At 56.5% G+C, this 20,908-nt stretch carries 20 protein-coding genes; 13 read left to right on the forward strand and 7 right to left on the reverse strand.

Going from position 1 to position 20,908, the window contains the following annotated elements; translation table 11 throughout:
- The first annotated feature begins 35 nt into the window (after positions 1-35).
- From CA51_RS12040 to CA51_RS12055, 4 genes are all read left to right on the forward strand, one after another.
- A complete protein-coding gene (locus tag CA51_RS12040; RefSeq protein WP_197451780.1) occupies positions 36-1,412 on the forward strand; it encodes a glycosyltransferase family 2 protein in 1,377 nt (458 codons plus the stop codon).
- On the forward strand, positions 1,402-2,397 hold the full coding sequence (locus CA51_RS12045) for a glycosyltransferase family 2 protein (protein WP_145120868.1): 996 nt from the start codon (positions 1,402-1,404) through the stop codon (positions 2,395-2,397). The genes CA51_RS12040 and CA51_RS12045 overlap by 11 nt, the downstream gene beginning before the upstream one ends.
- A 552-nt stretch (positions 2,398-2,949) precedes the next feature.
- Positions 2,950-3,180, forward strand: a complete 231-nt coding sequence (locus CA51_RS26475) for a hypothetical protein (protein ID WP_231746144.1) — start codon at positions 2,950-2,952, stop codon at positions 3,178-3,180.
- Positions 3,170-3,805 (forward strand): hypothetical protein, encoded by a 636-nt coding sequence (locus CA51_RS12055; RefSeq protein WP_197451781.1) that lies wholly within the window; start codon positions 3,170-3,172, stop codon positions 3,803-3,805. The genes CA51_RS26475 and CA51_RS12055 overlap by 11 nt, the downstream gene beginning before the upstream one ends.
- Here CA51_RS12055 and CA51_RS12060 read toward each other — a convergent pair.
- On the reverse strand, positions 3,775-5,007 hold the full coding sequence (locus tag CA51_RS12060; protein ID WP_197451782.1) for a lipopolysaccharide biosynthesis protein: 1,233 nt from the start codon (positions 5,005-5,007) through the stop codon (positions 3,775-3,777). The two genes, CA51_RS12055 and CA51_RS12060, sit on opposite strands and share 31 nt — an antisense overlap.
- Before the next feature lie 572 nt (positions 5,008-5,579).
- Here CA51_RS12060 and CA51_RS12065 point away from each other — a divergent pair.
- The 3 genes from CA51_RS12065 to CA51_RS12075 are packed head-to-tail and all read left to right on the forward strand — an operon-like array spanning position 5,580 to position 8,879.
- The gene (locus tag CA51_RS12065) at positions 5,580-7,277 is read left to right on the forward strand and encodes a type II and III secretion system protein family protein (protein ID WP_197451783.1); all 1,698 of its coding nucleotides are present in this window, start codon (positions 5,580-5,582) and stop codon (positions 7,275-7,277) included.
- Entirely contained in the window at positions 7,277-8,116 is an 840-nt protein-coding gene (locus CA51_RS25840; RefSeq protein ID WP_231746145.1) for an OmpA family protein, read from the forward strand. Before CA51_RS12065 ends, CA51_RS25840 begins: the two co-directional genes overlap by 1 nt.
- Position 8,117: 1 nt before the next feature.
- On the forward strand, positions 8,118-8,879 hold the full coding sequence (locus tag CA51_RS12075) for a tetratricopeptide repeat protein (protein ID WP_145120876.1): 762 nt from the start codon (positions 8,118-8,120) through the stop codon (positions 8,877-8,879).
- Positions 8,880-9,478: 599 nt separating this feature from the next.
- On the opposite strand, the gene CA51_RS12080 is transcribed toward CA51_RS12075, so the two are convergent.
- Positions 9,479-9,832 (reverse strand): cation transporter, encoded by a 354-nt coding sequence (locus tag CA51_RS12080; RefSeq protein WP_145120878.1) that lies wholly within the window; start codon positions 9,830-9,832, stop codon positions 9,479-9,481.
- A 212-nt stretch (positions 9,833-10,044) separates the two neighbouring features.
- Here CA51_RS12080 and CA51_RS12085 point away from each other — a divergent pair, with 212 nt between their 5' ends.
- Positions 10,045-11,415, forward strand: coding sequence for a CobW family GTP-binding protein (locus CA51_RS12085; protein WP_145120880.1), 1,371 nt, complete (start codon positions 10,045-10,047; stop codon positions 11,413-11,415).
- Positions 11,416-11,734: 319 nt separating this feature from the next.
- Here CA51_RS12085 and CA51_RS12090 read toward each other — a convergent pair whose 3' ends face one another.
- Positions 11,735-13,159, reverse strand: a complete 1,425-nt coding sequence (locus CA51_RS12090) for an IS4 family transposase (RefSeq protein ID WP_145120749.1) — start codon at positions 13,157-13,159, stop codon at positions 11,735-11,737.
- Between the two features lie 452 nt (positions 13,160-13,611).
- Here CA51_RS12090 and CA51_RS12095 point away from each other — a divergent pair, with 452 nt between their 5' ends.
- Both CA51_RS12095 and CA51_RS12100 read left to right on the forward strand, forming a co-directional pair.
- Positions 13,612-15,285: a pilus assembly protein gene (locus CA51_RS12095; RefSeq protein ID WP_145120882.1), complete on the forward strand. Its 1,674-nt coding sequence runs from the start codon at positions 13,612-13,614 to the stop codon at positions 15,283-15,285.
- A gap of 194 nt (positions 15,286-15,479) precedes the next feature.
- On the forward strand, positions 15,480-16,187 hold the full coding sequence (locus CA51_RS12100; RefSeq protein ID WP_145120883.1) for a HoxN/HupN/NixA family nickel/cobalt transporter: 708 nt from the start codon (positions 15,480-15,482) through the stop codon (positions 16,185-16,187).
- Between the two features lie 429 nt (positions 16,188-16,616).
- Here CA51_RS12100 and CA51_RS12105 read toward each other — a convergent pair whose 3' ends face one another.
- Positions 16,617-17,585 (reverse strand): ZIP family metal transporter, encoded by a 969-nt coding sequence (locus CA51_RS12105; protein WP_145120885.1) that lies wholly within the window; start codon positions 17,583-17,585, stop codon positions 16,617-16,619.
- Between the two features lie 287 nt (positions 17,586-17,872).
- On the opposite strand from CA51_RS12105, the gene CA51_RS25845 reads away from it, so the two are divergent.
- The 3 genes from CA51_RS25845 (at position 17,873) to CA51_RS12115 (ending at position 19,115) form a co-directional block, all read left to right on the forward strand.
- Entirely contained in the window at positions 17,873-18,244 is a 372-nt protein-coding gene (locus CA51_RS25845) for an ArsR/SmtB family transcription factor (RefSeq protein ID WP_197451785.1), read from the forward strand.
- Positions 18,245-18,272: 28 nt separating this feature from the next.
- Positions 18,273-18,620 carry a hypothetical protein gene (locus CA51_RS25850; RefSeq protein ID WP_197451786.1) on the forward strand — a complete coding sequence of 116 codons (348 nt, stop codon included), beginning with the start codon at positions 18,273-18,275 and terminating at the stop codon, positions 18,618-18,620.
- Positions 18,621-18,683: 63 nt separating this feature from the next.
- Complete coding sequence (locus CA51_RS12115) at positions 18,684-19,115, forward strand: Fur family transcriptional regulator (RefSeq protein ID WP_145120887.1); 432 nt, start codon at positions 18,684-18,686, stop codon at positions 19,113-19,115.
- On the opposite strand, the gene CA51_RS12120 is transcribed toward CA51_RS12115, so the two are convergent.
- The 3 genes from CA51_RS12120 to CA51_RS12130 form a co-directional block, all read right to left on the reverse strand.
- A complete protein-coding gene (locus CA51_RS12120) occupies positions 19,083-19,502 on the reverse strand; it encodes a thioredoxin domain-containing protein (RefSeq protein ID WP_197451787.1) in 420 nt (139 codons plus the stop codon). The genes CA51_RS12115 and CA51_RS12120 overlap by 33 nt on opposite strands.
- A 132-nt stretch (positions 19,503-19,634) precedes the next feature.
- Positions 19,635-20,315 (reverse strand): hypothetical protein, encoded by a 681-nt coding sequence (locus CA51_RS12125; protein WP_145120891.1) that lies wholly within the window; start codon positions 20,313-20,315, stop codon positions 19,635-19,637.
- Positions 20,316-20,390: 75 nt separating this feature from the next.
- Complete coding sequence (locus tag CA51_RS12130) at positions 20,391-20,837, reverse strand: hypothetical protein (RefSeq protein ID WP_145120893.1); 447 nt, start codon at positions 20,835-20,837, stop codon at positions 20,391-20,393.
- Positions 20,838-20,908: the final 71 nt, after the last annotated feature.

Here is a 20,908-nt window from a genome sequence, read left to right on the forward strand (position 1 = left end):
CCTCCCCCACCAAAGATTCCCCAACGATCGCCCTAGTGATTCCCGGCCGCAACTGCGCCGCCACGCTCGACCGCTGCCTCCAATCCGTCGTCCCGTTGCTATCCTCCCTAAGCCGTAGTGGACGAGGCAACGAGTCCCCAACGCAAGAAGATCGTAGTGGACGAGGCGACGAGTCCCCAACGCAAGAAGATCGTAGTGGACGAGGCGACGAGTCCCCAACGAAAGAAGATCGTAGCAAACGAGGCAACGAGTCTCCAACGAAAGAAGATCGTAGTGGACGAGGCAACGAGTCCCTGGTCCCGACCAGCCCCAAAGGCCAATGCGACGACGCCGACCGCGATGGACTCGTAGCCTCGTCCACTACGGCCGAAGACCAACCGGGAAAACTGCAAGAGATCCTCTTCGTCGACGACGGCTCGACCGACGCGACGGCCGAGATCGCGGCGCGGTATCCGGTGCGGGTGATCCAGGGAACGGGACAAGGCCCCGGCGCGGCACGCAACCTGGGCTGGCGAGCGACCGACGCCGACTTGGTGTGGTTCATCGACAGCGATTGCGTGGCCCAGCCCGACGCCTTGGCAAAGTTGTTGTCTGTTATGAACGATCAATCATTCGACAACGTAGTGGACGAGGCAACGAGTCCCCAAACAGGGGGGCTCGTGACCTCGTCCACTACCATTAATGGCATCGCCGGCGTCGGCGGCAGCTACAGCAATCTCTATCCCGACTCCCTAATCGCCACGCTGATCCACGAAGAGATCGTCGCTCGGCACCGGCGGATGCCAAGAGAAGTCGATTTCCTTGCAACCTTCAACGTCATCTATCGCCGTGATGTGTTGGCCGAAGTCGACGGTTTCAATGAAGAGCTAAAACTTGCCCAGGATGCGGAGCTCGCCTACCGCATTCGCGCCGCCGGTCACCGCTTAAACTTCGAACTCGATTCCCGCGTCGGCCACCATCACCCGCGAAACTTCTGGCGTTATCTGAAAACACAGGCCCGCCAAGGCTACTACCGAGTCAAGCTCTACCGCCAACATCCTACAAAGATCAGCGGTGATTCATACGCGAGCCTCCTCGATTATCTGCAACCGCCACTGGCGGTGGTGATCCTGAGTTCGCTTCCGCTGTGGATCTTTTGCAACGAGATGATCGTACCCATCGCGATTTGCGCTGTCTTCCTGTTGCTGATGCAATTGCCGTTGGCCGGCCACGTCTTTCCAAAGCTTGGGAAACAATGGTTCGGCTTTCTTGTCTTCGGTACAGTTCGTTCATTTGCGCGTGGAATCGGGATGCTGCTTGGCGGAGTGACTGCACTGCAAGAATGGCTTGTCCAATCTGAACGGTCAGTGACTGCATCTACAACTGGCGCTGCCGCATTGGAATCGTTCGGAGGCCGTGGTCATGAGCGATAGTTCGAGGCAGCCTTTGATTACGGTAGTCATTCCAACGCGAGATCGGCATGCGAAAATGTTGGGCTGCTTAGAATCGTTGACTCGGCAGACCTTTATCAATTTTGAGGTCATCGTTGTCGATGATGGTTCGAAAGATGAGACGCGAGAGAAGCTAGAACAGTTTGCCACAGAACATACCACGCTCGATCTTCGAATCATTTATCACCAGAATCCCCACGGCGCTAACCCCAGCCGCAACAAAGCGATTCGCGCTGGACGAGGAGACCTGTATGCGTTCATCGATGACGATTGTGCCGCCGAACCGCAGTGGCTCGAAAGGTTGCAAGAGCCTTTGGAGAACGAAGTCGTTGCTGCCGTTTCGGGACACGTCGAGAATGTCGCGTTGTCCAACATTTGGGAGCTTTTCTTCGTTGGCCAGCACCGGGTTACATCGCGTCCGATCGATGGTATTCGTGTGGCGAATCGAATCGTCGCTGGGAACTTGTTGGTACGTGCAGAGTTTCTTAGCGATGCTCTCGATGAAGACAGAGCGAGCGTTTCGACCGACGTCGCCACATCTGCTCGCGGTGATGAAGAAGGATTGCGGATCAAAATCCAACGCGCCGGAAAAGTGATCGCTCATGTCCCGGAAGCTATCTGCTACCACGATCATCCATATGGCCTCCACGCATTCTGTCGCCAAGCGTTCCGTAGCGGATGCTCCGCCGCACGACTGGCGTTGAAATTTGGATTAGCCCCGCGTTGGGAACTCATCGCGTTGTTGACGGCTCTCTTGTTGTTGTTTCTCGCACCGTGGAGATTCGAAGCGATGGTGATGTCTTCTATCGCCTTCGCTTTGTTTCTGCTTGCTGTGCTCTACAACGAATTGGCATTGAAAGCTAAGACGGTTGGTCAAACGATTCAAACTTTTCCGTCGCTTGTTTTGTATTACCTGCTGAGGACAGCAGGCTACGTCACCACTCATCTCCTTGCGTTCAGGCGGTAGCTCATGATGTCAATAACAGCTTGCATCAAGCATGCTGCTGGCAAGAATACACTCGTTCGTCGCTGGCATATCATCCGCACGGGACGCCGTTTGTTCCGGGCGCATCCGGAGTGGAAACGATTTGCAGATGATTGGTATCGTTCGCGACTGGACGGACGTTCCTCGCTCGTAGACCAACGACCTTGGTTGACGTATCCGACGCTGCAATGGCTTGCGGAAACCGACTGGTCGGGAAAACGCGTCTTTGAATGGGGCGGAGGTGGCTCGACGTTGTTCTTTCTTCGTGCGGGGGCAGTCGTCGTTACAGTCGAACACGATCGACAATGGGGCGATCAAATTGAAGCAGCCGCAAATGCTCACGGCTACGAGAGCCTTGATCTGCGTCTACACGAACCGATCGCTACGACAAACGGTTCGGGTTGCCAGCCGTACACCTCGACGAATGCCCGATATCAGAAACTCAGCTTTGAACCCTACGTCAAAACGATCGATGAGTTCCCTGATAATTCGTTCGACTTGATTCTCGTCGATGGCCGATCCCGATGTGCTTGTTTGAATCACGCGATTTCAAAGGTCGCCGACGGCGGAGTGATACTCTTTGATAACGCCGAGCGCGAAGCTTATCAAGATGCCATTGAACATACATCGACACGTCGTTTGACGAATTGGAAACAGATCGATCTGAGCGGGCCAACGCCCTACCTGTGGGATGCTCAGGCGAGCACTTTGGCATGGTGCCGAATTTCTGGAATCGACGCGGAGCGCTTCAACGATGCGAAATAGAGACACGCGATTTTCGAACATCTTTGTCCTGGGGACAGGTCGCTGCGGAACCGTCTCCTTTTTCAAGGCATGCCGACATATTAAAAACTACTCCGCCGGGCATGAAACCCGATCGGGTTCGATCGGCCCCCAGCGTTTGAACTACCCGCACGCTCATATCGAAGCAGACAACCGTTTGACCTGGTTTTTGGGGCGAATGGACCGGCAATTTGGCAACGATGCCTATTACGTTCACCTGCGCCGTGATCCGATCAAGACGGCGGAGAGTTTTGCTAAACGGTATACCCGTGGTATCATCGCTGGCTACCGTTCTTCGGTTTTGTTGAATCCATCTCGATCTGAATTGCCGATCGATGTTTGCTTGGATTACGTCGAGACCGTTACTGACAACGTTTCGCACTTTCTGAAAGACAAATCGCATCAGATTGAGATGGATATCGATCGACCGGACGAAACATTCGGGCGGTTCTGGTCCGAGATCGGAGCACAGGGAGATGATGCGGCGGCGATGCAAGAGTTGCGTGTTCGGCACAATGCCTCGCCAAAACTGTTTTCCCGCGTAGGATTGACCAACCTTGCCTTCAGCATCTGTCCTCAACTGAATCGACTATCACGCTGCCGGTAGAGCAAGTTGACTGCCATGGTGGCTGAGGAGGCTAGCAGAGCCAATGCCATCTGGTTTCGTCCGCAGACCGGCAAAGGAATCACAAGTGCGATGGCAAATACAGCAACGCCCACGATCGCGATCGCAACTAACGCTTGTTCACTGTATTGAGCAACCAAGTACATGTTGCCGACGACGCCTGCCACGCGAACCGTTCCTGCTAATAAAACAATAGCAATCGTGATTCGGGATGCCTGATATTCGCTTGGCAGGAAAAATGCTAACGCCACTTCGCTACATGCAAATGCCGCGGTCGTGACAAGCAAGGTCACCCCACCAAAGGCGGCGAACACGCGACGTGCGAACGAGGGTGTCTCACCAGTCGCACTGACGACGTGCGGAAAGACAGTTCGAGTAAGCAGACCAATCACTGTCACGTGAGAACGCAGTACAAATGCAGCGATCGCAAACAGTCCCGCTTCGCCTGCGCCAAACAGGATTCGGGTCAGTGAGACCCCAAGCGATAGTGGTGCGACGTTTAGGGTTGTCGCGATCGACATCATCCGTGCGGATTTCCACAACGAGCTAGCTTGGGACCAATCAAATGACGGTCGGAAATCAGCATTTCGAACTGCGAGATCGGTGAGCGAAGCGGCGGCCACCAGAGTCCATTTGCCCGCAACCAAAGATGCAGCTATCGGTACCGAGATCATTTCCAGTCCAAAGAGGGCGGAAGTGAGCATGACCGCGATCACATCGACGCAAGCGGCGATCGACGCGCCGCGCACCTGTTGCCCCTTGGCGTCGTAAATCGCGTTTGGGATAAGGCAGGCGCCGACGTGTCCTATTGAGATCACAAGGTAAGCCATACGCTCGCCGCTATCGATCGGAACTAGCAAGCTCGCAATGGCAAGCAGGAAGACCATCACTAAGCCGATGCCGCCTGAAAGGAACAAGTAGGAGCCGGTGATGGCGTTTTGTTGCTCCGGGTGCTTAACAAGTTCGCGGATCACCACGTTCCGAAATCCAGAGACACTGAGCGTAGAAAAGAATTGTTGAAAGAACATGGCACCGCTGAGTTTGCCAAAGTCTGCTGTGCCGAGTGAATTGGCAAATAGCAGGAAGGTCGCGGCTGCGCACGTCTGCGAGACGACCGTGCAAATCACGAGGCCGATCATCACCGAGGCAACCCGACGTTCGCCTGCAGTCTTGAGTCGTTTCAACGGTGATTTGGGTAGCATGTTCCAGTTTCGGTAGCACTATCAGCGAGCCACGTTGGCAAGGGCAAGGGGCATTTCACCAACTTTAATATTTCCGCGAGCACGCCGAACGACGAGCTCGTTGATCCCAACGCGAATCGCTTGCAAACTTCGCTTGATTATAGCCATCCGGTTTGTTTTCTCGACATGGGACGAACCATTGCACAGCGGCGCCGGCGTGACGTCACGACACCTCTGTGTATCCAAGCTTGAGACTATCTCGCCAACTGGCGGGCACTATTTTGTGTCCCCGCGATCGAATCGGTACAGCCGCTACAACCGCTCAAGTCGACGGCCGAGGGTGCCGATATTGAAAGCAACCGACGGGGTTGGTCGCCCGGCTGGATTGGCCCTCAAACCCGTTTCTATCAAGGTGATGCATGCCTGGCTTGGGCACACTTCAACGAATACCGCTCCGGCTAACCGCCGCCGGCTTGCTTGCATTCGCGTGGCTGCCGTCCTCCGCTATAGGGCAGGCCCCGGCGACTCCTGAAAACGCGGGCCAGTCGCTGCCGGCCCCGCTCTCCCCGTCGACGATGCCGCAGCCGCGCAAAGCACCTGCCGCGTACACGCTCAATTCTTCGCCACCCAGCGCGTTGAGTGCGAAAGAGCAGCGTTTTCTTGCGGAACGGATCGATCCCGAACGGACGCTCGACGTGACCGTCGGCCGCCCCTCGATTCTGCGTTTTAAAGTGCCCGCGTTTCGCGACCAGGTTGGCGATCCCACGATCGTCGATGTGTTGAGTCTGACCGAAACGGAACTGAGCGTCACCGGGAAAACGGTCGGTTCGACCGTGTTGAACCTGTGGTTCGAAGACCCTAGTGCTCCGAGCGGCCAAGAGGTACTGAGCTACCTGGTCCGAGTCTCCGAGGATCCAGAACGCTCGCGGCAGTACGATATCCTGTTGGAAAATTTGGAACGCGACCTCAATCGAGGTTTTCCCAACAGCGTGGTCGACTTGAGCTACGTCGGTTCTCAGGTTGTGGTGCGTGGCAAAGCACGCGATATCGAAGAGGCAACCCAGATCTTGCGGATCGTATCGCAGAGTTTGCCTACCGAGGATCAGGTCGAGCAATCGGCGAGCGTTATCCCCGCTGTGTCCCAAAATCCCACTGCGTCGAGTTTGTTCCAGCCCAATGCGATCCAGCCCACGTCGTTTCAGTCGGTCGATGGATTTACGATCGATGAGATCACCAATGCGGGCGGGGTGGAGTCGATATTTCGTGGCGACACGGTCACCGGTGCCAACGCCACCCAGATCAACAACCGCGTGGTCAACATGCTGGAGATCGCGGGCATCCATCAGGTGATGTTGAAGGTCACCTTGGCGGAAGTCGTTCGCGATTCGGGACGCAGTCTGATCGCCACCACACGGTTCGGCGTCGATTCGGACGACACCAGCGACATCAGCTTTACACACACATCGGGACTGGGGCGACTGACCTTTCAAACCGATCAATTTTTCTTGCGATTCGACGCGCTCAAGCGACTGGGAATGGCGCGTTCGCTCTCCGAACCCAACCTCACCACGCTCAGCGGCCAGCCGGCGAATTTCCTCGTCGGCGGCGAGTTCCCGATCCTCGAATCGGTATCGACTGTCGCCGCGGTAAACCAGAACATCACCTACGTTCCGTTTGGCGTTCAGTTGTCCGTCCTGCCGACCGTCACCGATGGGGATCGGATCCGGTTGCAGTTGCAGGCGACGATCTCCGAGACCGACGGCGGCGGCGGTGACGACAGCGATCCGAGCCAACCACCGAGCCTGACAACGCGGACGGTCACATCGACGGTGGAATTACGCGACACCGAATCATTGGCGCTTGCTGGTTTGATTCGAAGCTCATTGAGCAGCTCCTCCGCCCGAGTGCCCTTCCTCGGCGACCTGCCGTACGTTGGCAACCTGTTCTCGCAGAAGTCTTCCGATTTCCAGGAACAGGAATTGATGGTCATCGTGACGCCTTATTTGGTTTCACCTCTTCCCGCCACGATGCCGTTGCCCCTGCCCGGGAGCGACACCTTTGAACCGGACGATCTCGATTTTTTCCTACGAGGATTGATGTACGGCACCATCCCCGAGGACTATCGCACGCCGGTACGCAGCGATGTGTCAAAGATGCACGCATTCCGCCGCAGCGAACAAAAATACATCATTGGAATGCCCGGCCATGCGTCCGGCCGCCCGTTGCCCGATTGTGCATCGCCCGCCAACCAGCTGCTGCGTGAGGTCCCCTGATGGTCTCAATCGCATCGATGTTGAAGGCAGAGACGGCTAACAAATTTGCATGGGAACGACGAGGGCAGACGATGATTCAACACAACACGCCAACACAAAAACACCAACGCACGATGCGGCGACGTCGCAAGCTGGCTGCATACATCATGTCGATGCACGTGGCGCTGTTGTGCGGATGTTCGCACATGTCGCCCTATGGGCAACGGGATCGATGTTGTCCCGATGGTCAGGCAAACTGTTTGCCTGTCGACGCGGGCACTGTTCCACCGGCGGCTTCGATCCATCTCGCCAATCGTTGTGTCGATCCGGTACCTTGCGAAGCCGTCCCCGCGCCATTGGGAACGTACGTCGCTCAGTGGCAAGGCGCGATGGCTCAACGGGCGCAGGAACACCACTGGATGGTGACGCGGAACGAATGGTTCGATGGTGGCAGCCAGCTGGGCCCCAAAGGCAAGCAGCACGTCCAGCGGATCGCGGAATGTCTGAGAAACCAGCCACAACTTGTCGTCATCGAAAAAGAACCGCTCGCACTCGCATTGGGCGAAACCTATGAACAGGCGGTTCAGTCGAATCAGCAATTGCAGTTCGACCGTCGCAACGCGGTGATCGAAGCGCTTGCAGAAGCAGGGGTTCCCGACGCTCCCGAATGGGTCGGCTTCGCCGATGATCGCGCTGTCGGCGTTCGCGGTATCGAAGCTCCCCAAATCTACAACACCCAATTCACTGGAACCGGGACGGGCAACCGCGGTGGGGTTGGACAAGGGCAAGGTAATAGTTTTGGTGGCGGCAACAGTTTTGGTGGCGGCGGCAGCGGGTTTGGCGGCGGAGGTATCTTCTAGGATGATCAAACCGCAAATACTGGGACTGGTGCTGCTTTGTACCCTCGGTTGCGCTGGCTTGCCGCGTTGGGACCGCAGCGGCCTATCACGCGTCCCGAGCGAAACGAAGCCATCGCCGACGAATTCCAAGGTGCTTGCCGATCCTAGCGATCAAGAGCTTGCAATCGCGTGGGAGACCGCTCAGCTGGCCGAACAGCGTGGGATGGATCGCGAGGCGATCGAAGCCTATCTGGAGGTCCGCAAGCACGATCCGACGAAGCCCGATGTCGCCCATGCCTTGGCGGTTCTTTACGACCGATCGGGGATGACCGACGCAGCTTCACGCGAATACAAAACAGCGTTGCAGCAGCGTCCCAACAATCCCGATCTGCATTGCGACTACGGCTATTTCCTCTATTCAACCGGCGACTATAGCGGAGCCGAGGCGAGTTTGCGGGAAGCTTTGCGGCTGCAACCCGATCACACGCAAGCGACGATCAATCTAGCGGTGGTGATTGGAGCTCATGGTCGATACGACGAAGCCCAAGCGTTGTTTACCGAGGCGATTGGTCCGGCAGCCGCGATGCATAACATCGGAATGCTGCGTCTGCGGGCTGGCGAAGTCGAAGCTGCAAAGTCGCTGCTGGCCGAAGCGAGTCGCCGCGATCCGAGTATCGATGTCGGCCAGCCAGTGCTCGATCGATTGGCGGCCTCTCCGCAATTCGCCACGGCTCCAGAGGGGAGCAGTTTCGCGGTCCCACCAGCCGGCAATCCGATACGTTGATGTCGCGGGGAGCGTTCGAGTGAACGCCAAGTGGCTGATATGATGCAAGAGAGCGATAAGGCTCTCCCCGGCACTGCCGTTTGGGAAGCATTTTGCATCCCCGACCGAGTCGCTTGTCACCCAGCTGTCGTGTTTCGAAATGGCTGGCACCTGCCCCCGCGGTATTCTCCACGTCGCTGGCTGCAGGGGGAATAATTGCTGAAGTAGCCGACACCGAAACTGCAAGTGTCGTGATACTTTTCCAATCGATCGCCTGCGATTTGCAGAGAATGGGCAGTGCGTATCGGCCCGGGGAAATCTCTTCGGTGTTGTTGCAGGCAAATCGGTCCGCCGGAACCGCCCGGTCGGACGTCGACCTCTTCGGAATGCAATCCGATCGCCCTTAGTTGCACTTTGGCCACAGCAAGGTTGCGACTCAAAGTCGGAGAACCGGGCGACGCACAGCCCGTTCCGGTTCGGGTAAGCTTGCTAGGATCGAGTCGCCTTGTTCGACCAATCCGTCACGCCGCATCGCCGCGCTGCCGCGGGCGTAGGCCAATTCGACTTGCAGCACATCCGGGGAACGATTCACTTTCGGAGACGCGAATCCGGCCGCAACGCTAATTCTTCTTTGGTTTGGACGTGAATGTGCCGTCGGGGCCGACCAGTTTTAATGGGTGCTTACCGATGCTCTCCATGGTTTCCCAAAGTTTTGCGGGACTCAGGCGAATATTCTTCGCGGGGTATAGCACCACGGATTTGGTTTGGATATCGCAATGGATCTTCGCAACTTCTTTTACCTTGTCAAAACGCGCGATGATCTGCTTGACGCATCCACCACACATTTCGCCGACGGTGATCGTTGTCGTCACTCGCGACTTCGTTTCGGCATGCGATTGCGAGGACGCAAGCAAAGCGATCAAGAGAGCTGCGCTGATCGAAACATAGCTGGTTCGTTTTACAATCGTCGACATCAGAAGCTCCTGTTGTTGGTGGAGGTGCACACGCTGAACCCGGTCCCATTTACATGGGACCGATACACGAGTTCAATACGCACTTGCAATCAACATGCAAAAGTAAGCTTCCAAAAATGGTTCGTCAACCGCAAGTGCAATCCTTTTGCAGGAAGGGTGCTTTGAGGTTAGCAACGGCTGCAGATTTATAAGAGCAAGAAGGTATAGGTTAAATGAGCGATTCAGAGTGCAACAGTGGTTCCCCGAAATCGAATGAAAACGACATCCCATCGAGGCAATCGAGCGTGCCCACACTGTCGATCCTCAAGACATTGCCGACCACCCAGGAGGTCAAGGCAAGGATTCCGGTGACAGTGCTTTCTGGGTTCCTCGGTGCCGGCAAGACAACCTTGCTGAGTCACGTGCTCAACAATCGCCAAGGGTTGCGCGTCGCATTGATTGTCAACGACATGAGCGACATCAATATCGATTCGCAACTGGTGAAGGGCGGAGGTGCGAGCTTAAATCGTGCCGAGGAGAAGCTGATCGAGCTTTCAAGCGGCTGCATTTGCTGCACTTTGCGGGAAGACTTGCTTCAAGAAGTTGGCCGGTTGGCAGCCGAGGGCCGCTTCGATTACTTGCTAATCGAATCGACGGGCATCTCCGAACCGCTGCCTGTCGCAGAAACGTTCATCTATGAAGACGAAGACGGTCGTAGCCTGAGCAACGCGGCGCAATTGGATACGCTGGTGACCGTCGTGGATGGAGTGAATTTCCTCGAAGACTTCAATTCGGTCGACGAATTGCGTGATCGCAGCCTGGGCATGAGCGAAGACGATGATCGAGATGTTCCGCAGTTGCTCGTCAACCAAATCGAGTTTGCAAACGTCATCGTCCTCAACAAGATCGATCTTCTTACCGACGAACAGCGAGGCCTGTTACGGCGGATGATTGGTAGCTTCAATCCTCAAGCCAAGCTCTTGGAGGCCTCTTTTGGGCAAGTTGAACTGACGGAGATCCTCAACACAGGTTTGTTCACGGAGGAGTGGGCCGATACGCTGCCGAATTGGTTGGAAAATCCTGGGGAAGGGATGGATGTTGATGCGGAAAAGTATGGCTTCGAGTCGTTCATCTTTGAATCGCGACGACCGTTTCATCCCGCCAGATTCTTTGAGTTCTTCTCCAAGGGGGGCTTCAAAGGTGCCGTGCGTTCCAAAGGGAGCGTCTGGCTGGCAACTCGGATGGACCTCGCCGGACTTTGGCAGCAAGCGGGGCGGCTCGGATCGTTGCAGTGCTCGGGAGAATGGTGGTCTGCGGTGCCAGAAGAGGAGAGGCCGGACGACCCTGAGTTGCAGCAGTACATCGCAGCAATTTCAGCGGAACCTTTCGGAGATCGCCGTCAGGAATTGGTCATCATCGGACACAATCTGAACGAGGCGGACTTCCGAGAGAAGATCGAGCGATGTTTGCTGACGGATGAAGAATTTGAGGCGGGACCGGAGGCGTGGCTTCAATTCGAGGATCCAATTCCTGCCTGGGAACTCGTTGACCACCATCACGGCCACGGCCACGACCACGACCATCATCACGATCACGACCATTAGCGAACGCGACTCATTTGTTTCGCCGGTTCCGGTTTGAAAACGTTTGCGCGGTGATCGCAGATTGCTAAATAGGTTGACGCGCGGCGGCGAAATCGACTGCCGCGTGGCAGCCAAATCGCAACAAGTCCTCGCATAAACCGATCCCATCGGTAGTGGACGACGCGACGAGTCCCGGCATAAACCGCCCCCGCCGGTAGTGGACGAGGCAACGTGTCCCGGCATAAACCGATCCCGCCGGTAGTGGACGAGTCAACGAGTCCCGGCACAAACCGATCCCGCCGGTAGTGGACGAGGCAACGAGCTGTCGATTACCCACAAGTCATTGGTCTGGTCCGAAGGCTTGCCAGCAGAGGGCGAAGTCGAGCATTCGCCGCGTGCCTCGCCAGATTACTTCGGCTCCCGGCGGACCGTCGCCTTGGCGGTGATTGTAGCCGCCAAGGGTCGCAAGGACCGGGATGAATTGTGACAGCTCAGGAGCTTGCTTTGGGGGAGCCGTCTTTTCCACCACTTTCCAGACCGACTTCCATTCCGCTTCGCTGAAGACGACATCACAGGGAAGCTCTGGACACTCGCGGCCTAAGAAGGTCACAAACATGATCCGCCATGCGATCACTTTGTAAAACATCAACGCGCGGATCAGTCGGTCTCTCGCTTCGAGTTGAATCTCTTCGACCCGGCAGCCAGTTTTGAAAACTCGAAAGAATACTTCGATTGGCCAACGAGCCACATACAAATCCACAATCCGCAGCGTCTGGGCAATCGTGTCGACCGGCAGAGAACTCAGTAACAGCCAGTCGACTTCGGTTCCGTCGCCTGGGCCATCGATCTCGCGCACCCAAACGACACTGATCTCGACCGGCGGCATCGAAGACTGCTTGTTGTGTGGCGCACGAAGAGTCATCCGCTTCGCTCGAATTTCTAACTTCGCAGTGCGTGCTTCACGGCCGGGGTGTTGTTTGTTTCCTGATCCTTTGGTTCGCTTGGGCGTTTGGGGAAGCTGGACTTCGCGGTAAGCGACCGGCTGGGCGGATGCGATTTCGGCACGCATTTTCTTATAAGCCGCAGGCCCGCCATCGGGGTCTTTCTCCGGCAACGAGCGTTTTCGCTGCGAGCGAATGACGAACTGAGCCGGTGTTTCATGCTGATCGGCTTCGACGAAAATGTCGTAGATGTCTCCTTCGCGATCGGCCAGCGAAACGATCTGAGTTTCAGGACATTTTCCGGCGATCTCGCAGGCCTTGCGATAACCATCGAGCCATCGTTGCCCTTCGCCGGTGTGTAGGGGTTGGCCTTCTCGCTTCTTGCTGGTGCCGAGCGCTTCTTTGTCGCGATCGTAGAACTTAACACCGACCACCCCGAGACAAAGTTTCTCCGGCGTGAAGGCGATGTGGGAATGATCGTAAAGTCCACGGCGGCCTAAGCGATCGAGATTGCGGACGCCTTCGGGCGGATGCGCGGTGTAGTCCAGTTCGGTGGTATCTTGTGCGATGCAAACGGTGTCTTGGGCTTTGATTCGTTGGAGTGTCTTTTCAGCGTGAGCCCCGAGAATGGCTTCTGGATCGACGTTGGGGTTATCGAATAGACGGTAGGCGGCTTTGGTTTCGTCCCAGCCACTGCAAGCTTCGTTGATACTGGCCGAAGGGTTGGCCGCCAGCGAGGCGAGCAACGCTTCGGCTCGATCGTTGAGACGTTTGTCTCCAAGTTGAATATCTTGAAATTCGTATGCGATACTGGTCGGTTGCATGCTTTCACCTTAAGATTTCATTGTGCAAAATGAAATACTACAAGCGCAAATACCGTGCCAAAACGAGCTGTTTTTGCGGCGACTTGTGGGTAATCAACAGGAGGCAACGAGTCCCGGCACAAACCGATTCCCCCGGTAGTGGACGAGGCAACGAGTCCCGGCACAAACCGATCCCGCCGGTAGTGGACGAGGCAACGAGTCCTTTCAGCATCGATTCGTTGCTCCTTTCGTTTCCTAGCGATGCCCCGAAGGGAGTTTTGTCATTGGTCACGGGAACGAGCGCAGCGCCATCAAGCGGCTCCGATCGCAAGCAAGACCTGCATCCCCCACCGGGAGGGGAGGGCATCGTTCGCTGTGTTCAAACCACCGGGCGCGGCAAGTTATTGCCGGGGCCGAAGGTGCGATCTACAATGCAAACAAACTGCATTTGCAAGTCCTCGCGAGCCCATCCAATGATAAACCGAACAACTGCAGCCCGCACGAACCCGCGAGCCGCCCGCTCCGGTCAAGCGCTGGTCGAGTTTGCGATCATCAGCTTTGTCTTGACCGCAATGCTGGCCGGGTTCTTGGGGCTGATCGTTCTCGGGTTGGGATCGTTTCAAAACAACATCGCGACGGAAAACGCGGGGCGGGTGCTGGACGAACATCCTGTGTTGATCAGGGAGCATTTCGTCACCCACTTCAGCGACTCCATGTCGGACGATTTTTTTGACCCCAACAACCACGACTTTGAAAACGTCACCGCCCGGCAGGTCTTTCGATTTTTGACTGAGTATCAAATCGCGTACGACCTGAATGGCGAAACGGAAATGCTTCCGTTGTACGACGAAAGTTTGTTGATTCTTAGTCCTGACCGTTGGCGTTATCTAACGGACCCAGACGATCCGGGCAACACGAAAGAGATTCCTGAGATAAATCGATCTCTTCTACCAAGCTATATCTTCGATCCTGATGTCGCTCTCAATGGGGAAGCTGAACAGGGAGCCTACCGCTACCCGGGGGCTGTGGTAGAGCGGACCACTGCGGACGGTGAAACGTACCAAACCGTTCTGATTCCGATCCTGGATGACACCTTGAACGGTGAGCCAGTGAATGGCGTTGAACGAACGTTCAACATCAAACCTTTAGAACTCACGGAAGCACATCCCGTCGCACGAAACTGGGTGGCTCCGGTGACAGTCGTCCGAAGTATCGAAAGCAGTGGAGCTAAAGGGCCTACGTTTAAGCTCGTAATATTCTATCCGTCTCAACCGGCCTCGATGATCGACCTTGCGGTCGTCAGGGATAGCGAAAATAGGATTACATCGCAAGCACCTGAGGCGTTAAACGCTGGTACGACGCACAGCGAATTTGAAACACTTCCTGCTGGCTATCAGTTTCCCGAAACTGCCTTCACAGCGAACCCAAAGTTCGGCGCATCGTCTTCGCGTGGCAAATATGGATTGGGCGAGAGTTTTGCTTTTGTCACAACGGTTCGGCCCTACCGCGCCGTATTCGAGGCAAGTTCGTTGTTTCGATTGGAACCGACGCCGGCCGTGGTGAAGTACGAAGCGGATGAGAGCGACGTTCTTCAGTTGGATGATGAGTTCGACCTGTCGGAGGAACCACCGACCTCGGATACCCCGGTCGCCCCATTCTCTGTCTACCAAGATAACCACGATCAACCGCTTGATTTCGAAGTACATGTAGCCGATCGGTTCAGTGACGGGCTGCAACGCTACTTCACTGATTTCCCAATTGTTCCACCTCCATCTGCGGATAACGATTTCGTAACGAATGTGCTTCAATTACTGCCCCACGATGACGGCGTATGGCGGGTTTCGGTTGCAGCGGAGTTTGAGGCAAATGTACCTTGGGCAGTCAACCACGTTCTTCAGCTTTGGCTCTACAAGAACGGTGTGCGTGAATCGCTGATCGCCGCGCATAAGGTTGCGATGGGGCACAGTGAGCGAATCTCAATCAGTGGCCAAACACTCATCAAGGTTGATGAGGGAGATATATTGCAAGTCCGTGTATTCACCGATGAGGACGGAGTCCCCGAAGCTCAAACAAATGCAAGCATCTCCGTCTCTTTAACAGGACAACCCGAAACGAACTGGGTTTCCTTCGAGCGAATTGAGGACTAGCGGCCAACCTGTCGCATTCTCGATATTGACGAAACCTTGACATGAAAATGGCTGCGGCGTACAGAGGCACGCACGCGGACAGCCCGACTTTGCCTACGATCCTTCGTGTCTCTTGGTCCGAAGCAAAACCACGACAAGAAGCCTGATACGGCATTTTCTGAACCGACGGGCGGTTTTCGGCGTACGATAGAGCTATGCACGATCACGCCCACCAACTGACCCTCGGCTTGGCTTTTGGCCTCGGCGCACTGCACGCCTTGGAGCCTGGCCACGGAAAAACTGCGATGTTGGTCTATCTGTCGGGCGAACGACGCAGTATTTGGCATCCGTTGGTGATGGGCGTCTCCAGTGGGTTGGCCCATTCGGTCTCGTTGATTGCGATCGCGATGGCGGTCCACCTGACGCACCACTTGGTCACCGGCGACCATCATCACGATGACGCAGTTGTTACGGGTGCGTTGCAGTGGATCAGTGCTGCGTTGGTGATATGCGTTGGCCTCTGGATGCTTTGGGCGGCGTGGCGATCGAAGCCAGCGACGTGCGGGTGCAAGTCGCATCGTGAAGGAAGTTGTGATTCGCAGCCGGTTTCCAAACGCTCGAGCTACTCGATGAGTGCGTTGCTGGGCGTTGCCTTTGGACTTCTACCCTGTCCCTCTGCCCTGGCTGCCTACTTCACCAGCATGTCGGCTGGAACGCCGGTCGCCGCCTACGCCGTGATCGGCTTGTTCGCCGCTGGCATCGCGAGCAGCCTGACGCTCGTCGGTATCCTCTTGCAACGCTTTGGCGGGAGCCTGATCGGCAAGGAGAGTCGACTGGCCCGCTTGCCTTGGCCCTACATTCGCGCCTCGCTGATCATGGCGGTCGGATTGTTCTATTGCGGGCGGATGATCGTCGCCGGCTGATCTTCGGTCCCCGCGTCACGCCCCTTCCCGAACGACGCTTCGCTCGTTCGCCCCTCCCCCGCAAACTTCGTTTGGGGAGGGTGAATTCCAGATCACAGCGGCCCCCAACTTCACCCGCCCGGCGGAGCTGGGAGGGTCGAAAAACAAGCGTCGAGCGAGTTTTTCGGGGAGGGTTCACACGCCGCGTCGCTCGCTGTGGATTGACACCGGACGCCCCTCCCTGAACAACGCTTCGCTCGTTCGACCCTCCCCCGCAAACTTCGTTTGGGGAGGGTAAATTTACGGTCACAGCGGCCCAACAAAGTCACCCGCCCGGCGGAGCTGGGAGGGTCGAGAAACAAGCGTCAAGCGAGTTTTTCGGGGAGGGTTTACGCGCCGGTTCGCTCGCCGTCGATTAACCTTGGACGCCCCTTGCGTTGGTGTCGCTCTTTAGTGATCGTGTCCGTCGTGGTCGTGAGCATGACCGTGGTCGTGATCATGACCGTGGTCGTGATCATGGCTGTGGGATGCCTCGTGGCCGCCGGAGTGATGGTCGTGATTGTGACCGGGCAGGTTTTCGATCCCGACCGCGATCGCGATCCCGAACAGGAACGCCGTGGTCAACTTGCCGCGATCGTGGTGGTGGAAAGCGACTTCCGGCAGTAAGTCGGCAAGGGCGATCCCGATAAAGAAACCGGCTGAAACGGCCAGCCCCCAGCCGAGGATTTCGGAGTTGGCGGCGAACATGGTCGCTCCGAAATAGAAGGCCAACGCACCGGCCGGGCAGGCCAGAGAGAATGCAGCGTTGGCGGCATTCTGCGCCGGTTTGGGCCAGTTTTGCTTTCCCATCACCGACGTGATCGCAAACGCATCCAACGGCTTGTGTAGCAAAACGGCCAAAAACGTTCCCAGCCCTGCCAGTCCCAACCAACTGCCATGGGCGGCGTCGGCCAACACGCTGCTCGCTAGAGCCACCCCGTCGACGAGCGTGTGAAGCAAGAGGCCAAAGAACAGGCCCGCCCAGCTGATCCCCTTGGCGTCACCATGATGATGCCCGTGGGAACAATGATCGTGATCGGCGTGGTGGTGCCCTGGCGTCTCTGCGTCCAAGTCGCTGCTTCCGTTGTCTTCGGTCACTGGAATGGAGTGATCGTGGGTGTGGAACAAGCGGATCATCAGGAACATCACCGTCAAACCCGCCAGCGCTCCAGCGCCGGCCTTCGAGTGCGATTGCAGCAGCTCGCCACCATGAGGCAACAGATGCAGCAGCGCAATGCCCAGCATCAGCCCCCCGACACCACTCATCAACAACTGGGTCCGCAGATGCGTCATCCGCAGCAGCGACGACAGCTTGCCTCCGGCCAGCGAAGCGATCGCGATCAAGAGGCAATAGACAATCAACAAAACAGAGGGTGTCATAAAGTCAGCAGTTTGGGAAAGGGAATCAAAATGCAGATTTTAAGCTTTTGCATCGAATGTGCATATGCGTCCGTCAGGGGGAAGCAACGTGGAGTCGGCAGAAGGGAAAGTTCCTTCCCATTTCACCGTCTGCGGGCCTGAGCCCCCAGCCCGGGAATCGAGTCGATGAGGCGTTGTTTCCCTCCGATTCGCCCACTTTTTCCCGGCGCCGCCCAACCTCCGAGTTGACATTGGCCACGTCGTGCTGCATACTTGCATAGTCCTGCAATTGTTAAACCGTTGTCATTATGCATTCTGAAGCGAAAAACCGACCGACCGACGATGATTCGCCGAGCTGCCAAGACGGTGACCACGATCATTATCCGGTAAAGATTGACGATACTGCCTGTGAGCGGGCGGCGGCGATCTTTCGTGCCTTAGGGGATCCGCAGCGATTGCGGCTGCTGATCATGCTCGAGGCGCGTTCGTGCTGCGTTTCGGAGCTCGCCGATGCTCTGGCGGAACCGTTGCCGGCCATTTCCCAGCGGTTGCGTGTCCTTAAAAGCGAACGGATCGTCCGATCTCGCCGCGAGGGCAAGCACGTGTTTTATAGTTTGGCCGACGGACACATTTCGCGCTTGGTGACCAATGGGGTCATGCACGCGATGGAAGATTGCTGATGTTTCAGTTCAAACCAGGAGCAGTAAGATGAGCCACGTTCACGAAAATCACGACCACAAGCACGGCCCCGATTGCGAACACACCGGGATTCAGCACGGTGATCACGTCGACTATTTGCACGACGGTCACTTGCATCATGTGGCCGATGACGGAAGCGTCGTCGAGCACAAGCTTGAAGTGACCGAGTCGAACCCGGCCACCTGCACTCCCGCGCATTCTTGCAGCGGACACGAACCTGGCCATGTCCACGGTCCTGGTTGTGGGCACGAACCGGTGCCGCACGGCGATCACATCGACTATCTGGTCGACGGCCATCTGCATCATCCCCACGGGGACCACTGCGATGACCACGGCCCGGTTGCCGTTGTCAAATAACGCGGCAACGCATGCCGCGAATCACACGTCCCCCGTTGTCAACGCAGTCCCTACGTCAAATCCATGAAGCACTCACCCTCCGCTACCGATTCGATTAAGGATGCGATCCGCGCGGTCGGTCTGCGGGCGACCCCGGCGCGACTCGCAACGCTACAAATGCTTCGCGGAGCGGTTTCACCGCTCACGCACGCAGATGTCGCTGAGAAGCTGGCCGAAAGCGGAGTGGATAAGGCGACCGCGTTCCGCAACCTGAACGACCTGACCGAAGCTGGCCTGCTTCGGCGTACCGAATTGGGCGATCACGTTTATCGTTTCGAGGAAGTCCGCCCCGGTGAAGGTGAATCGGAAGGGCACCCGCATTTCTTGTGCACTGTCTGCGGCACCGTCTCCTGCCTCGACGATGTCAAACTGACCGCGGGAAGCCAACGTGCAAGCCAACAAGTTGGAAAGGTGACGGAAATTCTACTGCGCGGTCGGTGCAACGACTGCGAGTAGGCCTTCGACTTCACGCTCTATCAGATCCAGCGAGACGGGAAAGCTTCTTGTCACCACCGGCTCTCCATTTTGAAACAGAACATAGGTCGGGCAAATCGTTCCGCCCAGCTGTGCGACAAGCCTCGCGTTGGTGTTGAAGTCGACTCGGACGACATCGACTCGCCGATCCAAACGTTTCGACAGGGCAACGACATCGGATTTGACTTGCTGGCATCTCGGGCAGTTGAAATCGACGCCGAACTCAACCAAAACTGGCAATTCACTGTCGCGAACGTATGTCGACAAGTGCGTACCGCTGACGACCGGTAGAGATGCTTCGTCGAAACTTAAATTGGTGGACGTGTCGGCTGGTGGCGAACAGCCCAGTGTGATGCATACCGTCGTCATTGCGATGATCGATCGGCCGAGGCATTCAGAAACAAAACTATGCATTTCAGTCTCCCACGACTTCCGCTTGAGGTCACTCGAACCAGGAAATGGCTTGCTGCTTTGATTGGCGTCCAAGTCACCTAGGATTCGCTAGGCAACGTGTTCGGCAGGCAATAGACGCCCGCTTGCAGATAACAAACTAATCTTTCGCCACGCAGGCATCATCTGTTCGGCAGGCAAGTAGAATCGTTTGCCATTGTTCCATTGCCGCAGTGACGCGGGTCGATAAGCTGGTCCCCTTCGCTGACGAACATACCGTTCGTAGTCGACGATCCACTCGATCAGACTCAGCATCAACAACCGACATGCAATGGCTTGCTTCTCGTTACCCGGTGGCTTCATCGGTGGCAGGTCTTCGCACGACCAAGCGTCGGTGTCTAGTGTCGACTGCGATGTGAGCTGAGGCGAAAAACCAAACCGTTCGACAAATATGCCTCCGTGGCGGTCATCTCCAAAAAAGACGCCAAAGCCCCGCAGAACAATCCGTTGATCACACGGTAATTCCAGCCGATACATGCTCGCACAATTTTTCTGTTCATCCGGCGGCGACGTGCGTTGGAAGCCGAACTCAAGAAGCAAGTTGCCCTTGGGATGTTTGATATCCTGGCCCCAGCACCAGAGCTGCTGGTTCAGCAACCCGGCTGCGAAAGTACGAGCCTGCTCGCAGGACTCGCGTTCGGGGCAGAGACTCAACTGATCAATAGTCGCGACACATGAATCCTGCATACTTTCCGCACCTTCCTTCGAGTTAGCACCAGCTAATTCCCCCACCCGGTAGTGGACGAGGGCACGAGCCCCTTCCCCACTCAGTACTCATTACCACGTCCGCAAGGCCAGTGATTCCTTTTATTGCAACATCGCAATCAGCGATTGCTTTTGCGACTCTTGCACGCGTTTCAGCCGAGCGCGCGGTGAAGGCAGCGCAACCGGAACAACTTTCAGGCCGTGGTTTGCCAGCCGTTCACGATAGATTGCCTCGATCGGCAACTCCTCAATAGGCGCATAGACAAAGCACTTGGCTTCGAGCATCCGCTTGATCGGCATCCTCACGCCATCGCCACCGGCGACCACCAAGCCTCGGCGATCAAACAGACTTTCCGCAGGCGCGTCGACCCACTTCACAATCCGAACAAGCAATCGCTCGTTCGCGACGATAGTCGCGATGCTGTTCGCCTCGGAGAATCCATCAACAGGGTCCACCGCTATCCGCTCAGTCGGCTCGTCAGCGGAGGCCAGCGAACTGAAACCAAAAAACACTGCCACGAAACAAAGCGATCGAATCAAATGCGACATGGGAAAACGCCTTTCGGTTGAGGAGGAAGAAAGGTAACCTGATGCATACATGCAATACGGTTGCAATAGCG

It is taken from the genome of Rosistilla oblonga (genome assembly GCF_007751715.1).
Classification (GTDB): domain Bacteria; phylum Planctomycetota; class Planctomycetia; order Pirellulales; family Pirellulaceae; genus Rosistilla; species Rosistilla oblonga.